At 71.7% G+C, this 17602-nt stretch carries 14 protein-coding genes and 1 pseudogene; 10 read left to right on the top strand and 5 right to left on the bottom strand.

Annotation, left to right across the window (positions count from 1 at the left end):
- Positions 1 to 44: 44 nt before the first annotated feature.
- The gene (locus tag IPL40_13265; protein MBK8482115.1) at positions 45 to 1373 is read right to left on the bottom strand and encodes a serine/threonine protein kinase; all 1329 of its coding nucleotides are present in this window, start codon (positions 1371 to 1373) and stop codon (positions 45 to 47) included.
- 204 nt (positions 1374 to 1577) lie between these two features.
- On the opposite strand from IPL40_13265, the gene IPL40_13260 reads away from it, so the two are divergent.
- The 3 genes and pseudogenes from IPL40_13260 (at position 1578) to IPL40_13250 (ending at position 5330) form a co-directional block, all read left to right on the top strand.
- Positions 1578 to 2141, top strand: coding sequence for a hypothetical protein (locus IPL40_13260; GenBank protein MBK8482114.1), 564 nt, complete (start codon positions 1578 to 1580; stop codon positions 2139 to 2141).
- 68 nt (positions 2142 to 2209) lie between these two features.
- Entirely contained in the window at positions 2210 to 4423 is a 2214-nt protein-coding gene (locus IPL40_13255; protein ID MBK8482113.1) for a serine protein kinase PrkA, read from the top strand.
- A gap of 4 nt (positions 4424 to 4427) precedes the next feature.
- A pseudogene (locus IPL40_13250) lies at positions 4428 to 5330 on the top strand (DNA integrity scanning protein DisA nucleotide-binding domain protein).
- A gap of 257 nt (positions 5331 to 5587) precedes the next feature.
- Here the strand turns inward: IPL40_13250 and IPL40_13245 are convergent.
- Positions 5588 to 6127, bottom strand: a complete 540-nt coding sequence (locus tag IPL40_13245; GenBank protein ID MBK8482112.1) for a hypothetical protein — start codon at positions 6125 to 6127, stop codon at positions 5588 to 5590.
- A gap of 524 nt (positions 6128 to 6651) precedes the next feature.
- Between IPL40_13245 and IPL40_13240 the strand changes: the two genes are divergently transcribed.
- The gene (locus IPL40_13240; GenBank protein MBK8482111.1) at positions 6652 to 7185 is read left to right on the top strand and encodes a Smr/MutS family protein; all 534 of its coding nucleotides are present in this window, start codon (positions 6652 to 6654) and stop codon (positions 7183 to 7185) included.
- A gap of 92 nt (positions 7186 to 7277) precedes the next feature.
- The gene (locus tag IPL40_13235) at positions 7278 to 8363 is read left to right on the top strand and encodes a hypothetical protein (GenBank protein ID MBK8482110.1); all 1086 of its coding nucleotides are present in this window, start codon (positions 7278 to 7280) and stop codon (positions 8361 to 8363) included.
- A 140-nt stretch (positions 8364 to 8503) separates the two neighbouring features.
- On the opposite strand, the gene IPL40_13230 is transcribed toward IPL40_13235, so the two are convergent.
- From IPL40_13230 to IPL40_13220, 3 genes are all read right to left on the bottom strand, one after another.
- Entirely contained in the window at positions 8504 to 10243 is a 1740-nt protein-coding gene (locus IPL40_13230; GenBank protein ID MBK8482109.1) for a HEAT repeat domain-containing protein, read from the bottom strand.
- Between the two features lie 97 nt (positions 10244 to 10340).
- Positions 10341 to 10997: a hypothetical protein gene (locus tag IPL40_13225; protein ID MBK8482108.1), complete on the bottom strand. Its 657-nt coding sequence runs from the start codon at positions 10995 to 10997 to the stop codon at positions 10341 to 10343.
- Between the two features lie 118 nt (positions 10998 to 11115).
- On the bottom strand, positions 11116 to 13239 hold the full coding sequence (locus tag IPL40_13220; protein ID MBK8482107.1) for a (Fe-S)-binding protein: 2124 nt from the start codon (positions 13237 to 13239) through the stop codon (positions 11116 to 11118).
- Between the two features lie 249 nt (positions 13240 to 13488).
- Here IPL40_13220 and IPL40_13215 point away from each other — a divergent pair, with 249 nt between their 5' ends.
- The 5 genes from IPL40_13215 to purN all read left to right on the top strand — a co-directional run.
- Positions 13489 to 14778, top strand: coding sequence for a S26 family signal peptidase (locus tag IPL40_13215; GenBank protein MBK8482106.1), 1290 nt, complete (start codon positions 13489 to 13491; stop codon positions 14776 to 14778).
- A 76-nt stretch (positions 14779 to 14854) separates the two neighbouring features.
- A complete protein-coding gene (locus tag IPL40_13210) occupies positions 14855 to 15751 on the top strand; it encodes a radical SAM protein (protein ID MBK8482105.1) in 897 nt (298 codons plus the stop codon).
- A complete protein-coding gene (locus IPL40_13205) occupies positions 15715 to 16041 on the top strand; it encodes a hypothetical protein (protein MBK8482104.1) in 327 nt (108 codons plus the stop codon). Before IPL40_13210 ends, IPL40_13205 begins: the two co-directional genes overlap by 37 nt.
- A gap of 122 nt (positions 16042 to 16163) precedes the next feature.
- Positions 16164 to 17228: a phosphoribosylformylglycinamidine cyclo-ligase gene (locus IPL40_13200; protein MBK8482103.1), complete on the top strand. Its 1065-nt coding sequence runs from the start codon at positions 16164 to 16166 to the stop codon at positions 17226 to 17228.
- Positions 17225 to 17602, top strand: a 378-nt coding sequence (gene purN, locus IPL40_13195) for a phosphoribosylglycinamide formyltransferase (GenBank protein MBK8482102.1), incomplete at its 3' end; no start/stop codon positions are given. The genes IPL40_13200 and purN, both read left to right, overlap by 4 nt.

Raw genomic sequence — 17602 nt, 5'->3', positions numbered from 1 at the left:
GAGCCCCTGCGCCGGCGGTAATCGGCGGCGGCGGCTATCGGCGGCTATCGGCGGCCGTTGCGCGGCCCGGCTGCCGGGGCCCGGGAGGCCTCGTCGGCGCTCGCCTCCGGATCGTCGTCGGCTGCGTTCAGCAGGTGCAGCAGCAGCGTCGGGGCCTCGTGCAGCGCGCGGGCGCCGCGCCCCGGCTCACCGAGGTCGAGGAGCTGCGTCGGCGCGCTGTGCAGCTCGTCCCGTGGCGGCAGGGCGCGCTGAGGATCGGTGTCGGGGCCCGGACCGGCTGCCGGTGCGAGGCTCTGTGGCGCGCGTCGCTCCGTCGCCGATTCGACGCGCGAGACTGGCGTGAAGAGCGTATGCGCCTGGCTCGGGATGCCCAGCAGATCGTCGCCGACCGCCGCGGGATCGGCTTGGCCGATCACGAACTCCTGCAGGCGACGCTGGCTCTCGGCGATCTCGCGGGCGAAGAGCTCCGACATCAGCGCCGCTAGGCGCTCGCGCGTATAGCGCGGATGCGCCCGGGCGAGATAGGCGCGCAGCTCGTCGGCGAACTGCGCCGCGGTGGCGAAGCGCGCCTCCGGACTGCGCGCCAGCGCGCGCTGAAGGATGCGCAGCACCGGACGGGGAAGGTCGGGGTTATGCCGCGTCGGCTTCTCGAAGCGGGCCTCGCGTACGCGCACGATCAGCCCCATGTCGCTCTCCGCCTCGAAGGCCGGCCGCTGCGTCAGGAGCTCATAGAAGACCGCGCCCATGCTGAAGACGTCGCTGCGGCGGTCGAGCGGCAGCCCACGCGTCTGCTCCGGGCTCATGTAGCGGATCTTGCCCTTGATCACGCCAGCGCGCGTCTGCACGTGGGAGAGCGTGGCCTTGGCGATGCCGAAGTCGCAGAGCTTCACCGCGCCCGCGTAGGAGACGAGGACGTTGGAGGGGCTGACGTCACGATGCACGATGTCGAGCGACTGGCCGTCGGCGTCGACCTGCTCATGGGCGTAGTGCAGCCCATCCAAGGCCTCGCTGACGATCAGCGCGAGGTGCTCGACCGGCACGCTCAGACCACGGCTGCGAGCGACGTCGATCAGCGCGCGGAGATCCTTGCCGTCGACGTACTCCATCGCCAGGAAGTACTCGTCCTCGCAGCGGGCGAACTCGTAGATCTGCGCGATGTTCGGGTGATTGAGCACGCTGGCGATGCGGGCCTCGTCGATCAGCATCTGCAAGAAGGCGTCGTCCTCGCCGAGTGACCGGAAGAGGCGCTTGATCGCCACCAAATGCTCGCGCCCCTCGCGGTCGAAGGTCTTGCCGCGGAAGATCTCCGCCATGCCGCCGTAGGCGATACGGTCGAGCACATGGTAGCGGCCGAGCTGTTGCGAGAATTGCATTGATTCGAGGCGCGCCCCTGGCGAGACGCTACCTAATGTAGCGGCGGCGCTCGGGGTGGGCAATGACGGCGCCCCGGCCGGCACCTGGAGCGCTGTTCGCGATGGGTCGGCGCGCAGCCTTGGGCCCTGCGCTCCGCGCGCATCGCCGTTGGTCAGCGCGGTGCCTCGTGGTAACCTGCGGCACCGGCGAACAAGGGGGTAAACGTGCGGAAGGCGCGGGCTACAGGGTGGCTGGCACAGTCGATCGTGGCTGCACAGTCGATCGCGTCGATCGCGTCGATCGCGGTGGCACTGCTGATCGCGGTGGGCGCGTGTCGCGACCCCGTGCCACCCGCGCCGCCGACCTCGAGCACGGCGCGCGCCGCGTCGGCCGGGGCCCCGCGGGCCGCGCCACCGCAGGCGGGCAGCCCGCGCACCGCCGAGGCCCGGCTCTACCGGATCGAACTGGTCGCACCGACGGCCGTCGCGCCGGGCGAAAAGGCCACCGCCACCGTGTCGGTGACGCCGCTGCCGCCCTACAAGATCAACCTCGAGTACCCCGTCAGGCTCGTGGTGCGGGCGCCCGCGCCCATTGCGCCGGCGGAGCTCCGGATGGGGCCCGGCGACGCGGCGACCTTCACGGTCAAGGAGCTGCTGCTGCGGCCCAGCTTCACGCTGCCGGCAGCGGGAGAGTATCCGCTCGCGGGCGAGCTGCGCTTCAGCGTCTGCACCGATAGCCAGTGCGAGCTGGCCACCGAGGCGGTCCGCTGGCGGGCGAGCGCCAAGTGAGTCGCTCGCGCGAGGCCGAACCCGCCGCGCCCGCCGCGGCGACGCAGAGCCTCGACGTCGCCGAGCGCCTGCAGGCGATCGGCGCTGCGGTCAGCGACGACTTCTCGGCCAACAAGCGGCTGCTCTCCTTCGCGGAGTACCTCGAGCTCGTCGCGCGAGCGCCGGGCGTCCACCTGCGCGGGGCGGCGCAGTACCTCTGCGACATGTTCGACCATTACGGCACCGCGAGCGTCAGCTCGCCGCTCGGGAAGCAGCAGCGCTTTCGGCTCTTCGACGCCCCCTGGGACGAGGGCCGGGGACGGTTGGTCGGCCAGGAGTCGGTGCAGAACGACCTCTATCGCGTCTTGCGCAACTTCGTCCGCCAGGGGCGCATCGACCGCTTCATCCTGCTCCACGGGCCCAACGGCAGCGCCAAGTCGACCGCCATCGACCTGCTCGCGCGGGCGATGGAGCACTACAGCAGCCTCGATGAGGGGGCTCTCTACTGCTTCAGCTGGGTCTTTCCGACGCAGGCCATCGAGCGTGCTGGTATCGGCTTTGGCGGCGCCGCCGAGCGCGACACGCCGCGGCTGAAGAGCTACGCTCACCTCGATGACACGGCGATCGACGCGCGCATTCACTGCGACGCCCACGATCATCCGCTCTTGCTGATCCCCGCGGCTCGACGCGCTGAGTTACTCGCCCCCGGCGCCGGTGCGGGCGGGGTCGATGGCCTGGCGCTCGGCGATTACCTGACCAAGGGTGACCTCTGCTTCAAGTGCAAGCAGGTCTACGAGGCGCTGCTCGCGGCCTACGAGGGCGACTTCCTGCGCGTGCTGAGGCATGTCCAGGTGCAGCGCCTCTACGTCTCGCGGCGCTACCGCATCGGCACGGCGCGCGTCGAGCCGCAGATGGCCGTCGACGCGACGCTGCGGCAGGTCACGGGCGACCGCAGCCTGAGCGCCTTGCCCTCGGCGCTGCAAAGCGTGGCGCTCTACGAGGCCGACGGCGAGCTGGTGCGCGCCAACCGTGGGCTGATCGACTTCGCTGACCTCTTCAAGCGGCCGATCGAGGCCTTCAAGTATCTGCTGGCGGCCGTCGAGAGCGGACAGGTGCCGCTGGCGCAGGTGACGCTCTTCGTCGACCTCGTCTTCATCGGCAGCGCCAACGAGAGTCACCTGCGCGCGCTGATGGAGAGCCCCGAGTGGATGTCCTTCAAGGCCCGCTTCGAGCTCGTCCGTGTCCCCTACCTGCTCGACTTCCGTCGCGAGCAGGAGATCTACGAGCTGCACCTGCGGGAGGCGCAACCGGGCAAGCCGGCGGCGCCGCATGTCAGCGAGGCGGCCGCCCTTTGGGCCGTCCTGACGCGCCTGAAGCGGCCCGATCCGCAGCACTTTGCCGAGCCGCTGCGCGCGCTGATCGCTAAGCTCACGCCGCGCGACAAGGCGCTGCTCTATGCGGACGGCGCGACGCCGCCCGGCCTGAGCGAAGAGCAAGGCAAGACGCTGCGGGCACACGTCGAGGCGCTGTGGCGCGAGGGCGCGTCGGCGCCGCACTACGAGGGGCGCACGGGGGCCTCGGCGCGCGAGGTCAAGACGGCGTTGATGAACGCGGCGCAGGACCCGCAGCACGCCTGCCTCGGCCCGGAGGCCGTGCTGCAGCAGCTCGAGCAGCTAGCGGCGGAGACGGCGGTCTACGAGTTCCTGCGCCAAGAGCCGCAGCCGGAGGGTTACGCCAGCCACGGCAGCTTCGCGGAGATCGTGCGCCAGTGGTGCCTCGATCGCTTCGACGACGAGCTGCATGCGGCCACGGGCCTGGTCGAGGAATCGCAGCACAGCGAGCTGCTGGCCCGCTACCTGACCCACGTCACGCACCACGTGCGCAAGGAAAAGGTCACCAATCCCGTCACCGGCGCAGCGGAGGATCCGGACTTCAGACTGCTCGCCGAGGTCGAGCGCACGCTCGGCGTGGAGGCCGACGCCGAGGGGTTCCGCCAGGGGCTGATCGCGCGCATTGGCGCTTGGGCGCTCGATCACCCCGATCGACGGCCGGAGTATGCCGAGGTCTTTCCGCGGCAGCTGAGCCGCTTGCGCGAGCGCTACTACGAGGATCAGCACGCCCGCGTGCGCCACCTGCTCGATCATGCCCTGCGCCTACTGGCCGGGGAGCAGGCGGGGCTCTCGGCGGAGGAGCTCGCGCGAGCTCGTGCGCTCGTTGAACGCCTCGAGCGTCAGTTCGGCTACGCCGAGCCCTGCGCGCGCGAGGCCCTGCTGCGGCTGGCTCGCGGCCGTTACGCGGATTGAGGCGATGGAGATCATCACACCGGTTCAGATCGAGTTTCTGCGCGCTGCTGCCACCCTCGCGGGCAAGACCGAATTCCGACACCTGCTCTATATCGGCGATCTCCCCTTGCCCGAGGAGCTGGTGCGCCCCAAATCGGCCGCGCGGCGCAAGCTGGTGCAAGCGGTGACCAGCGACGCGCAGCGGCAGGTCGTCGAGGCGATGGGCGTCGATACCCTGCCGATGCCGACCTACGACATCCCACGCCAGGAGCGCTTCAAGATCGCGCTGGTGGGCGGCATCGCCAAGGGGGTCTTCAAGGACGGCGAGGTGGTGCTCGGCATCATGGGGCGCGGTCCGGCCGCCTACCCCGACACCTTGATGGTCGTGACCATCGGCGGCGACGACTCGCAGAGCGTGGACACGGGCTTCGGCGTGGTCGGCACCGACCGCATTCCGTCGACGATCCTCGAGTCGGTGATCGACCTGGCGGTGGAGATCGCCCGCGACGGCTGGGAGGGCCACCCGCTCGGCACGATTCTCGTCGTCGGCGACACGGCGGCCGTGCTCGAGAAGTCGCGGCAGCTGACGCTCAACCCCTTCCAGGGCTACTCCGAGTCCGAGAAGAACATCCTCAATCCCAAGGTGCGTGACGCGATCAAGAACTTCGCCGTGCTCGACGGGGCCTTCATCATCCGCGAGGACGGCGTGGTGCTTTCGGCGGGGCGCTACCTCAAGTTCGAAGAGATCAAGGACAAGCAGGTCTCGCTCCCGCTCGGGCTTGGCGCGCGTCATATGGCGGCGGCCGGCATCTCGCAGGACACTGAATCGATCGCCATCGCCGTCTCCGAGACCTCGGGCGTCTCGCGGATCTTTCAGGAAGGGCGCTGCGTGCTCGAGATCCACCCGGAGCAGCGTGCCCGACGCAGTGGGGCACCGATCGCGGCGAATCCCTCCGGAGGCGACGAGCTGGCGGTCGGCGCCGGCCTGCTCGACCGATCGGCGGCGGCCGGCGAGGGCGGCGATTCGGCGGCGGCCGAGCGCGGCAAGGAGGCGCGGAGCAAGGATCCTCGCCAGCGCGAGGTGCCGCCACGGCGGGTCTGAGGCGCGATCGACCCGCGCGCGGCGGCCCGTGCCGCGTGGCCCGCACGCGCAGCGAGCGCGTGCAGAAGCAATCAGCCGGGCAATCAGCCGGATTGGGCCTGCTCGGCCCGTTCCGGGGCCTCGGCAAGGTGGGGGGCGTCGGCAGGCGTCGCGGCGCGGAGCAGCGGTGCCCAGCCCTCGAAGACGGTCGCCTCCTGCTGGAAGGCGATGTAGCTCAGATAGGCTGCCGTTTCGGCCGGGTCGTGCTGCGCCAGCAGGGTCGCCGCGCACGCACGCACCCGCTCGCCGGGCACCGCGCCAAGAAAGCTGACATCGGTCTCGCCAGCGCTGTGTTTGACCTCCAGCGCATCGAGGTAGTCGATCAGGATCTGCCGGCGGTGGTGCAGCAGGAACTGCTGCAGCAGCTCGGTCGCCAGCGCGTCGTTGCCCGCGCTGATCGCCCTGATCGCCTGCTGCCCCCATTGGGCGCGGCGGCGGCTTGGACTGACCAGGGTGGCGCTGGTCTTGCCCTTGATGCCCCCGCCCTTGAGCACGGCCTTGAGCTGCGGGACGGAGAGCTCGCCGATCAACGCGGTGAGGCGAGCGACATCGAAGTAGGTGGTGCAGATAGCGGCCGGATTCATCAGGCGACGTTAGGCAACCTCGCGCCAGCAAGCAAGCCCCCTTCGCAGCCGAGGGTCGAAGATCGCTGGCGGCCGGGGCTCGGCGGGGCGCTTGCGCTGGCCCCGAGGCGAGCGACCTGCGGCGCCTGCGTCGGCAGGTGGCGCGCGCTCAGGTCGCGTCGAGTTGGCCGCCGGTGCGCACGCGTGGCACCGTAGTGGTGGTCGGGTTTCGGGGGGGCGGCGGTCGTGCAGCGCAAGCGCTCAGAGCCACTGCGATCGTTTCAGGAGCTGGGCAAGGTGCGCCTTGGCGAGAGGCGGACCGAGTCGCCAGCGGTCGGGCCTCCGGCGGCTTCCACGACGCTCGCGCCCTCCGCGGAGACCAGCATCCCCAGTTCGGCGGTGGACGAGGCCTCCGCGGCGCGGACTGCCGCCGCGAGGCCCTCGCGCGGCGCGCGCGAGACTCACACGAGAACTCACGCGAGAACTCACGCGAGAACTCACGCGAGAACTCACGCGAGTTCTCACTGGGGCTCTTCGCCCAGGCGGTGGCCGATGTCGTACGGCAGCCAGCCGCCGCCACGGTCCCGCGGCGGCCAAGCGCGCGGCCCTCGCGCGAGGGGTTCGCGGGCCCCGCGGCGCGGGTCCTGCCCTCCGCTGTGGCCAGGCCCGAGGCCCTCGGCCCCGGCCACGGTGAGGGCGCCGCTGCCCTCGAGGCGCACGCGATCGAGGGCAGCGCGGCGGGGATCGACCCGCGCTGGCTGCGCCGCCTGCGCCGCGGTGAGGTGCCGGTCGAAGGCCGCCTCGATCTGCACGGCGCGACGCGCCAGGAGGCCAAGGATCGGGTCGAACGCTTCGTGCTGGCGAGCCGCCGGCGCGGCCTGCGCTGCGTCCTTCTCGTTCACGGGCGCGGATTGCACTCGCTCGACGGGTGGCCCGTGCTCAAGGAGGAGCTCAAGACCTGGCTGCTGCAGGGGACCCTCGGGGCCTGCACGATGGCCTTCTGCAGCGCGCAAGGGCGCGACGGCGGCCTCGGGGCGACCTACGTGTTGTTGCGACGCGCGCCAACGCCTTGCTCATAGACGCGATTTGCCGGATGCTAAGCATCGCTAGCGCAGCGTCGCCTGACTCCTGAGGAGGACCGTCGGCGCGCAACGATGAACGGGGTTCCTCTTTGGGCGGCAGCAAGACGAAGCTCCCGAGGCAGAACGCAGGACGCGCGAGGGCGCCGGGGCGCGGCGCGATCGAGCGCGCGGTCGCCGCGCCTGCACGCGTCGAGCACGAGGAGCAAGCGACGCTGATCGATCCGCCCTCGCACATCAATCCCCTCGCGGGGCGCGGCACCAACACCGGCCTCCCCCAGCCGATCGCGGGCGCGGGGCCGACGGGCCCGCGCCCTCCCGCTGATGGTGGCGCTGGCTCGGCCCCGGGGGGCGCCGGCCGGGCGCCGCGCGATCCGTCGCCGGCCCAAAAGACACCCCTCGGCACGCTCGGGCGCGACGCGGTCGCCTTGGCTTCGCTGGTCACCGCAGGCACAGCGCTGCCGGTCGCACAGCCGGAGCCTGAGGAGCCTGAGGAGTCCGAGGAGCCCGAGGAGCCCGAAGAGCTCGAGACCGTGATGTTCGGTCAACGGAGCCTCTTTCGCGAGGAGGATGTACGTAAGGCGATTCTGCGTCGGCTCGCCCGCGACGGCGATGCCCGCACGACCCAGCGCGGCGCGGTCGGTAGCGGCGAGGCGGCGCTTGGGCGTGGGGCCGCGAGCCGCGCCGGCGCGGCGACGGCCGCGACGCGGCGCGGCGAGAGCGAGCGTCCCGAGGAAGGCGAGAGCGACGCCGGCATCGGGCGCATCATCACGGAGAAGACCGCGGTCGCCGCGGGAGGGAGCGCGCGCAGTGGTGCGCGCCCGGGTGACGAGGGGAGGACCTCGCCCGGCGACCCTGCACGACGGCCGCCTGCCCCGGAGGACGAGGTTTCGCTGCCGGTGCGACGGTGCGTGGCCGAGCGCGCCCCCGCGCGTTCGCCGCTCTCATTTCGCGTCGAGACGACCTGCGACTGCCGGCTCTGCGGCCGTAAGGTCACCTGGCCGCGAAAGCGCCGTTTTCGCGGTCCGGTCTGGAGCCGACGCGGCTTTCGCTGCGACCGCTGCGGCAACGTCTACTGCGCGCATCACGTCGTACGCGTCAGCGGCTGGGCTGAATCCGTGATTCACCATGGGCGCTTTCGCTGCCAGCTCTGCGCCATCGGTCAGCCGGTGCGGTAGCGGTCAGCCGGTGCGGTAGCGGCCCGCTGCTGCTCTAGCGCCCGCGTAGCGAGCGGAGGGCCCGGCGGTCGGGGCCCTGGATCAACGAAGACCCCGAAAAACAGGGCAGGGCACACGGCTCAGCTCAGCGCGACACGGGCTCAGCGAGAGACGGCCGCGTACGCGCCTGAGGCGACCCCGTAGGTGGCGCTGAGGGTGAGCAAGAACAGCCCTCCGCGGCGGTCGACGCCACCACGGAGCGCCGCCTCGATGCGCGAGCCGCGCGCGAAGAAGCGCTGGTAGGTGCCACCGGCCAGGAGCTGGTAGGCGACACCGGCGCCCTCGAAGGCGGCCGCCCCCGGCTGGCTGATCCCCGCGCTCGCGGAGACGCCGAGCGCTCCCAGAGGGTCGAGCGCGCGGTTGTAGAGGAACCAGCGCTGCCCGGCCTGAGCGCTGAGCGCGTAGCTATCGCCTTCGACTTGATTCCAGGTGAAGCGCAGGTCCGCGAAGCGCTCACGCACGGAGCCCCGCTGCCACGTTCCCTCCGCGCTGGCGTAGAGAAACCCGAGATCGCTGTCGGCAGCGTCATGCACGATCTGGCGCGCGTAGCCGTAGCCCAGGCGCAGCATGAAGCCCGCGCGTCGCTCGGCGAGCTGCGCGTCGTCGAGCACGCGCACCAGCCGGTAGGTGGTCGCCGCATCGAGCTCGCCGCCGAGCACGCCGCTCTCGCGCAGCGTCCGTAGGGCGTACCCTAGCTGAGCATAGGAGCCGATGCTGTTGCGCAGGGCGTACCAGCGCGCCAGCAGCTTGTTCGCCAGGTCCGCGTCGAGGGGCTGCTCGAGTCGCCCCGCGCGACGCAGCACCCGCTCGAAGCGTCTCAGTCGCAGGCGCGGTCCAACATCGTAGATGCGGCCGTAGGCCGGCCCCAACCCGACGCTGGCCACCGCACCGAAGCTGGTCCGTTGGTCGAGGGCGGCGGCGGGGCTGCCCAGGCCGAAGCCGTAGTCGAGCCCGCCGCTAACCTGCCCGCAGAGCAGCGGCAGATCGGTGCGGAAGGGGTAGTAGCGCAGCTCGGGCCGCAGTTGCAGCGCGTGCTGCAGGGTCCAGCTCGTGTCGTCGTCATGCGGGGGGTCGACCACGCGGAAGTCCACGTCGGTCGCCGCTGCGAGGGAGTAGCCGATCCTCGGCCGCTCGAGCTGCCGGCGGTAGCGCGCGCCGAGGGCCAGCGCGGCCCGTACGCGCTCGGCGCCGCCGTCCCAGCCGATTTCTCCGGTGCTCCCGACGATCTCGAGCGTCTCGCTCAGGGCGAGCGCATCGTTGGCGAGCGCCGTCGCGGGCAGGGGATGGAGCTGCTCGAAGCTCGGTCGGCTCCCGTCGCCCTCGCGCGTCCCGGCGGCGCTCGGCGGCAGCGCGGCGCCGCTGCCTGTCGCCGCGCTGAGCGCGCTCCCTTCGGCACCCGTGGCCTGCTCGGTCGGATCGGCAGGGTGCGAGTCAGCCGTGGACTGCGTCGTCGGGCTGGAGGCCGGAGCCCCGAGCCTGCCGAGCGCGGTGGCGGTCGCGTCGCGTACGTAGGCGTCGATCGAGGGGTCGCTAAGCAACGCCCGCAGCGGCTCGATGGCGCGCGCGTCGCCGATGTTGCCCAGCGCATCGATCGCGATCTCGAGGATGACGTCGAAGCGCTCGGCGGCGACGATGCTCAGCAGCGTTGGTAGCGCGCGCGGCTCGCGCAGGCGCCCCAGCTCGCGCGCGGCCTCTCGGCGCTGCGCCCGCCACTGCTCGACCTCCACTCCGCGGGGACGGCGCTGGAGCAGCTCGAGCAAGGCGTCGCGCTGGTCTTGCTCTGCCGCCGTGCGGCGTGGCGAAGCAGGCGCCGCCGCGGCGGCCGTCGCGACGGGCAGCACGATCAGACAGAGCCCTTGCGCCCAGCGGCGGAGCCTCCGGCTCAGCCCGCGTCCGGGGCCGGGCCCGGGGCCAGGGCGACGGGGCGAAGGTCGGCTCCTAGTAGCGCAGCAAGCCATGATCACAGGTCGTGGCCGTCCAAACCGTCGTGTTGTTCTTGCAGTTGTAGCGATCCATCGGCTCGCGCTGACTGCCCTTGAGCTTCTGGTCCAGCGGCAGTCCCAGCGCGGTGCAAGGCGTCGTGAGGATGCAAGCGACCGCAGCGTCGCGGAGGTCTTCGTCGAGGCGTGTTCCGGCGCAGGGATTGTTGGCCGGGTTCGCCAGCGCGTCGACGCACCAGCGGTAGTCGAGCTGATGGATGCGGCCGCTGCCGCTCGGCACCAAGTATTCCGCGGCGAGGATCCCGCAGGTGACGAGCCGCTCACAGGCGCGCTCGAGCGCCGCCGGCGGTGCCAGGTTCGCGCTGCCCGTGGTCGGGCAGCCGGCGACCGCGGCCATCGGCGAGTCGCAGGGTGCAGCGAAGCCCGGCTGCGGCTTGCCCTCATCGCCACAGCCGAGGCCGGCGACACTGAGCCCGACGAGGCTGAGCCCGACGAGGCTGAGCCCGACGAGGCTGAGCCCGACGCGGCTGAGCCCGACGCGGCTAAGCCCGACGAGGCTGAGCCCGACCGACGCGAGCCTACTGGGGCGCGGGGACTTCAGGCTGAGGTCGATCGGCGGGCGCGCGCGCGGCGCCGACGGACACGCTTCGTACATGGCCGCACGATACTGACCGTCCTCGACGAAGTCAAAGCGCGGCCTTGCCGGCGATCGAGGCCGAGGACGCGCCGCTGCTCGCCTCGCGGGTCGCCCTCGCTGGCCGCTCGACGGGCCCTCAGGTGCTCGGGTCCGCCGCCGGCCGTGGCTGCGCGCCCGTGCTGCGCGCCAAGAGCTGCGCGATGTCGAGCACCTCCACCTGATCGTCGCGGTTGAGCTCTTTCATGCCGTCGCCGAGCATCACGTTGCAGAAGGGGCAGGCCGTGGCCACCACCGTGGCGCCGCTGGCCACGGCTTCGCGGCTGCGCTCGAGATTGACGCGTGGCGCGCTCTCTTCGACCCACATGCGCGCGCCGCCCGCGCCGCAGCAGAAGCTCTTGTCGCGGTGGCGGGGCAGCTCGCCCGGCGGTGTGCCGGCGCTGCTGGTCTGGGCCAGGAGCTGGCGCGGGGCCTCGCACTCGTGGTTCCAGCGGCCAAGGTAACAGGGGTCGTGAAAGACCAGGGGCTCGCTCAGCTTGGTCGTGGGCTGCAGGCGCCCCTCGCCGACCAGCCGCGCGAGGAACTGGCTGTGATGCCAGACCTCGAAGTTGCCGCCGAGCTGCGGATACTCATGCTTGAAGCTGTGATAGCAGTGCGGGCAGGAGGTCAGGATCTTCTTCACGTCATAGTGGCGCAGGCGTTCAAGGTTGCTCTCGGCGAGCGTCTGGAACAGGAGCTCGTTGCCGGCGCGACGCGCCGCATCGCCGGTGCAGCCCTCCTCGGCGCCGAGGACGGCGAAGTCGACGCCCGCTTGCTGGAGTAGCGCCACCAAAGCCCGCGCGATCTTCTGTCCGCGATCGTCGTAGGCCCCGGCGCAGCCGATCCAGAGCAGATACTCCGCAGGGCCCGTGTCGGCGAGCACGGGAACGTCGAGGCCCGCCGCCCAGTCCATGCGCTGATCGGAGCCGATGCCCCACGGGTTTTGGTTGTGCTCGAGGCCGCGAAACATCCGCGCCAGCTCGGGCGGCTGCCGCCCCTGATCGAGCACGAGGTGCGTGCGCATCTGCATGATCTTGAGCGGGTGCTCGATAAAGACGGGGCACTCGGCCTCGCAGGCGCCGCAGGTCGTACACGCCCAGAGCGTCTCGTCCTTGATCCGTCCGCCGACCAGCGGTGGCAGCGCCTGCAGGGTCGCGAGCAGCTCGCGGTCGCCCTGCGGCAGGAGGGGCATGGCGTCGTCGAGCGCGCCGGTCTTCAACGCCTCCCAGCCGGCCGTCGAGAGCCGCAGCAGCAGCTCGCCGCGCTCCTGCATCTCATCCTTGAGATCGAGCACGAGGTGCATCGGGTTCAGTGGCTTGTCGGTGTTGAAGGCCGGGCAGGCGTTGCTGCAGCGCGCGCACTCGGTGCAGGCGTAGCTGTCGAGCAGCGATTTATGGCTCAGCTGCTCGTAGCGCCCGACGCCCCAGCGCGACGGGTCCTCGAGATCGATTTGCGGCATCACGCCGGCTTGGCCGCGGTTGCGCAGCAAGATATTGGGCAGCGCCCCGAGCAGGTGGATGTGCTTGGAGTAGGGCAGGTAGTTGAGGAAGAAGAGCACTAGCGCGACGTGCAGCCAATAGGCCGCGGCGGCAACGCCATGGGCGGTGCTCGGATCGGTGCCACTAAAGATGGCCGCCGTGGCGGCCGAAATGGGCATCGTGGCGGCGTAGCCGGCGGGACCGATCGGTGGCGCCTGAAAGCGCGGCGGTACACCGTCGATCGCGACGAAGTGCAGGCCGTGCGCGAGGAAGTGCGTCAGGCAGAGGCCGGCGATCATCCCGAGGATCAACGCCGCGTCGCCGCTGATCTCGATCAGCCTCCGGCGCCGCGCCAGCCGCCGCCAGAGCGCGAAGCCGATCACGGCCAGCACGGCCCCGTTGGTCACGTCGAGCACGCCTTTGAAGGCGGCGTCGATTCGCGGAGCGACGTGCGCCAGCGAGAAGGCGGGCCAAACGCCGTTGATCAGGAGCTCCACCGTGCCCAAGGTGATGATCAGGAAGCCCCAGAATATCGGCAGGTGGTGCCAGCTCGCGCGCTCGCGCGCGACGCTGAGCTGCAGGAAGAAGAACCGCAGGACATCGCCCAGGCGGGCGCGCCACGCGCCGAAGGGACGCTCGACGGGCCGGCCGCGCAGCAGCACCAGCGCGAGCCGGCTGACGGTCCAGGAAAAGAGCGCCAGGGCAACCCCGGTCAAGAGGATGAAAGCAGCCTGACGTTCACGCATGCGCGGTCCCCTCCGATTGCCAGCACGATCGCCGCGATGATGCCCCCAGCCCGCGGCAGCCCGCAACCTTCGTGCCGCTCGCTGCTTGATCCTCGGGGCGCGAGCCTACTCTGGAGGGCGCAGCCATGGTAAGAAGGGGCGTTCTCGTCGAAACAGGCCTGTCGGCGGAGCGGGGCGGGTGCCCGAGGCACCGCCTCGTTTCGTGGTCTCTGGTGCGCTTCGTCTGGTGCTTTTCGAAGGGAGGCTGCCGTGCTCGAAGTCCTGCTCGAAGGCGTGCCCGACGGGGAGACCAGGGCGACTGAGGTCGCGGAAGGGACTCATCGCGCGGCGGCGCGCGTCGCCATCGGCCGCGCCTTCCTGGCGGGCGGCGAGCCCCTGCACTTCGTCGTGCGCGGGGCCAGCATGTGGCCGGCCCTGCGGCGGGGCGAGGTGGTGCAGGTCGACGCGGCGCGCGGCGATAGCGCTCGGATCGGCGAGGTCGTCGTCTACCGCCAGGGGGCGGTCTTGCTGGCGCACCGCATCGTCGCGACGACGGTGGACGCCGCCGGTGTTCGCTGGCTGCGCTGCCGGGGCGATACGCGCTGGGCTGCGGAGGGGCCGCTCGACGCGGGCGAGATCCTCGGGCGCGTCAGCCACACGCGGCGGCAGCGCGGCGTGCGGAAGCTCGACGGCGGCTGGTGGCGGCTGTGGGGGCGAGCGATGGTGCGCTTCGGTTGGGTCTGGGCGGCCTGTTTTTCGCTCTATCGTGCGCTCCGCTGCGTGGCTCCGCGGCTCGGGAGCTCGCGCGGCGCCGAGCGGCGGAGCGGCTGCGGCTGCTCGAGGGGGCTGGCCGTCGCGCTGGTCGCGTACGGCTCGCTGCTCTCGGCTGGTGCGACCGCGGCGACGGGCGCGAGCGCGCTGCCGCGCGACCCTGGACCGCTCACGGTGACCGAGGTCCTTGCCATCGTTCAGCCGCTGGGGGCCGGCCTCGTGCCGAAACTGCGGCGGGCCGCTGACCGCTTGCTGGGACCTACGGAGGCAGAGCGTAGCGCGGCGCTCAGAGAGTCGGTGGGGTCCGGGCGACGGGCGGCTGGGCCACCGGCGCTCACCAACGACGGTGCCCTCCGCCTCCGGCGCGCGCGGACCTATAGCGTCCAGCGCCTCGGCGCGGCGTTGCTGGTGGTTTTCGATCCCGATCCGGCTTCCCCGCCGATCCAGTGCCATGCGGACCTCGCCGACAAGAGCTTCGTCATCGCCACGGGTCGCACGGCCGGCACCGTGTGCGTGGGGCTGTCGCGCCGCGAAAAGGGCCGCGCGGGTCCAAACGCGCTCTCGCTGGTCTTCGATCCCCCCCTGCCGCGGGCGGCGGGCGATCGCGGCAGGCCTGCTGCGCGCGCCGATTCGGTCCACATCACTGAGTATCTCGCTCCGCCCCGTCGCAACGGTGCGGCGCAGGGTCGCGAGGCGCCGTCCCGCGCCCCTGCTCGTGGCGCCGGGCGAGCCAGCGGGAGCGGGCACTTGCGCGAGTACACGCTCTTCCGAGGGGTGCAGGTCTACTGACCCTCTCGGCGCGGTTATCCCCCCCGCGCTCGCGCGCCCTCGTCGTTCGGGCGCTGGTTCAGGTCGAGGAGGCGAGATGTCCGTCGACGCACCCATAGCCGCCGCGTCCTCGCCGCTGGAGCGCGTCTTTGGCTTTGGCGGCGCGGCCCAGCCCCTTCGTGTGATGATCGAGCTGACGCATCGCTGTCACCTCTCGTGCTCGCACTGCTACCTGCACGATCACCACCGCTGGGACAGCCGCCAGGACGAGCTGACGACCTCCGAGGTGCTCGGTCTCGTCGAGCAGCTCCACGCGGCCGGCTGCCTGTTTCTGTCGCTGACCGGCGGCGAGGTCTTTCTGCGGCGTGACCTCCTGACCATCGTGGCGCGCGCCCGCGCGCTTGGCCTGGCGGTTTCACTGCTGACGACGGGGACCCTGCTCAGCCCGCGGCTGGTGACGCGACTCGCCGCCTTGCAGCCCTGGCGCGTCGAGCTCTCGCTCTACAGCATCGATCCGCTGGTGCACGATGGCATCACGCAGCGTCCCGGCTCGCAGCGGCGTACGCTCGGTGCGCTGCACGCCCTGCGGGCGGCTGGCCTTCCGGTGCTGATCAAGTGCCCCGTGATGGCGGCGAACTTCGACAGCTACGAGGGGCTGCGCGACCTCGCCCACGAGCTGGGGATTCCCTTCGTCGCCGACGTGACACTGACGCCGCGGCACGACGGCGCGCTGACGCCGACGCTCGCGCGGCTCAGCCAGGCGCAGCTCACTCGCTTCTACGCCCGCAGCGAGCTGCGACGCTTTGGCGGCGCGGAGCCGCAGCTGCCGCGGCCCGACGCACCGATCTGCGCGATCGGCCGTCGGAGCTGCCTCATCGGCCCCTACGGCGATGTCTATGCCTGTGGCAGCCTGACGATGCCGGTCGGCAGTGTGCGCCAGCAGCCCTTCGCCACGATTTGGCACGAGTCCCCGCTCCTTGGCTGCGCGCGCTGACCTCCGCTGATCTGGCGATCTGCAGCGGCTGCGAGAAGTTCGGCTACTGCAACCGCTGCGCCGCGCTGGCGCTCGACGAGCACGGCGACCTGCTTGGCCCCTCGGCCTGGGCCTGCCGTGTCGCCGCGGCAAAAGAGGCGGCGTCGGGGTTGACGCCAACGCCCTCCCTCGCCGAGCGCCGGGGTTGGTCGGGCGCTGACGCGGCCTCCCACGCTGGCTGCGGCGGCGGCGTCTGCGCAGGCGCCTGCGGGACGCCCGCCCTAGCGCCCCCACGTCCGTGCGGCGAATGAGCCGCTGGTGGCGTGCAGCGATTGACGCTGCTGGGCGCTGCGGCTAGGGTGAGCGCCGTCTTGCCCGGTTGGGCCCGCGCCGTGCCGGCAGCCCCATCGGGCCCTAGCCACAAGTGAGCGAGATGAGCGCCTCCGCGTCCCAGGGCAATGACCCGCCTTTGACCTATCGCGCCGCCGGCGTCGATATCGACGCCGCCGACGAGCTGATTCGCCGCATCGGGGGCCTGGCCCGCACGACCCACGGCGCGCAGGTCGTGGCCGGGATCGGTGGCTTCGCCAGCCTGGTCGCGCTGCCGGGCGGGCAGGGGCCCTTGCTCGTCACCAGCTGCGACGGGGTCGGGACCAAGCTCAAGGTCGCCTTCGCCACCGGGCGCCACGACACCGTGGGCATCGACCTCGTCGCGATGAACGTCAACGACCTGCTCTGCTGCGGAGCCACGCCGCTCTGCTTCCTCGACTATCTGGCGATGGGTCAGCTCGACGTCGGGATCGGCGAGGCGGTCGTGCGGGGCATCAGCGAGGGTTGCCGGCAGGCCGCCTGCGCCCTGGTGGGCGGCGAGACCGCCGAGCTTCCAGGGTTCTATGCCCCCGGCGAGTACGATTTGGCGGGCTTCGTCGTCGGCACGGTGACGCGAGAGGCGCTGATCGACGGCCGCAATGTGCGCGCCGGCGACGCCGTGATCGGGCTGCCCTCGACGGGCTTACACTCCAATGGGTATTCCCTGGCGCGCCGCGCCTTGCTCGGCGAGGAAGGCGGCGGGGACGTCGATTGGCAGGCGATCGTGCCCGAGCTCGGGCGCAGCCTCGCCGACGAGCTGCTGACGCCGACGCGCATCTACGTCGACGCCGTTCGCGTCCTGCGGGCAGCGGTGGAGCTGCGCGCCGTCGCGCACATCACTGGCGGCGGCCTGATCGAGAACCCGCCGCGGGTGATCCCCGCCGCGTTGGCTTGGCGCCTCGAGGCGGAGCGCTGGACCGTCCCCGCGGTGATGCGGCTGATCGCGGCGCGCGGGCGGGTCGCGACGGCGGAGATGTGGCGCACCTTCAACATGGGGCTCGGCCTCCTGGCGGTCGTGGCGGCGGACCAGGCCGAGGCTGCGGTCGCGGTGGGCGCCGCGTTCGGCGCGCGCATCGTCGGCTCGATCATCGAGCGACGCGATCGCGCGGTCGAGCTGATCGAGGCATGAGCGCGCCCCGCCGACTGCGGGTCGCGGTGCTCGTCTCGGGCGGCGGGACCAACCTCCAGGCGATCCTCGACGCCGCGCAGAGCGGCCGGATCGACGTCGAGGTCGCGCTGGTGATCAGCAATCGGGCGCAGGCCCGCGGCCTCGAGCGCGCGCGCCAGGCAGGGGTCCCCGCGCTGGTGATCAGCGCGCGGGACCACGGCGGTCGCGAGGCCTTCGAGCAGGCGCTGATCGACGCGCTGCGCGCCCAGCAGGTCGAGTGGGTGGTGCTGGCCGGCTTCATGCGGCTGCTCTCGGGGACCTTCTTGGCCGCCTTTCCGCAGCGCGTGATTAACATCCATCCCTCGCTGCTGCCGGCCTTCCCCGGGTTGGAGGCC

Source organism: Pseudomonadota bacterium, assembly GCA_016711215.1.
Classification (GTDB): Bacteria; Myxococcota_A; Polyangia.
The sequence above is the reverse complement of the archived record's forward strand: the minus strand, read 5'-3'. Positions and strand labels throughout refer to the sequence as shown.

What these genes read in the sequence shown, in the direction of transcription:
- IPL40_13265 (MBK8482115.1), bottom strand. Translation starts at nt 1,373, where the DNA reads ATGCAATTCTCGCAACAGCTCGGCCGCTACCATGTGCTCGACCGTATC.
- IPL40_13245 (MBK8482112.1), bottom strand. Translation starts at nt 6,127, where the DNA reads ATGAATCCGGCCGCTATCTGCACCACCTACTTCGATGTCGCTCGCCTC.
- IPL40_13225 (MBK8482108.1), bottom strand. Translation starts at nt 10,997, where the DNA reads ATGTACGAAGCGTGTCCGTCGGCGCCGCGCGCGCGCCCGCCGATCGAC.
- IPL40_13220 (MBK8482107.1), bottom strand. Translation starts at nt 13,239, where the DNA reads ATGCGTGAACGTCAGGCTGCTTTCATCCTCTTGACCGGGGTTGCCCTG.
- IPL40_13210 (MBK8482105.1), top strand. Translation starts at nt 14,855, where the DNA reads ATGTCCGTCGACGCACCCATAGCCGCCGCGTCCTCGCCGCTGGAGCGC.
- IPL40_13200 (MBK8482103.1), top strand. Translation starts at nt 16,164, where the DNA reads ATGAGCGCCTCCGCGTCCCAGGGCAATGACCCGCCTTTGACCTATCGC.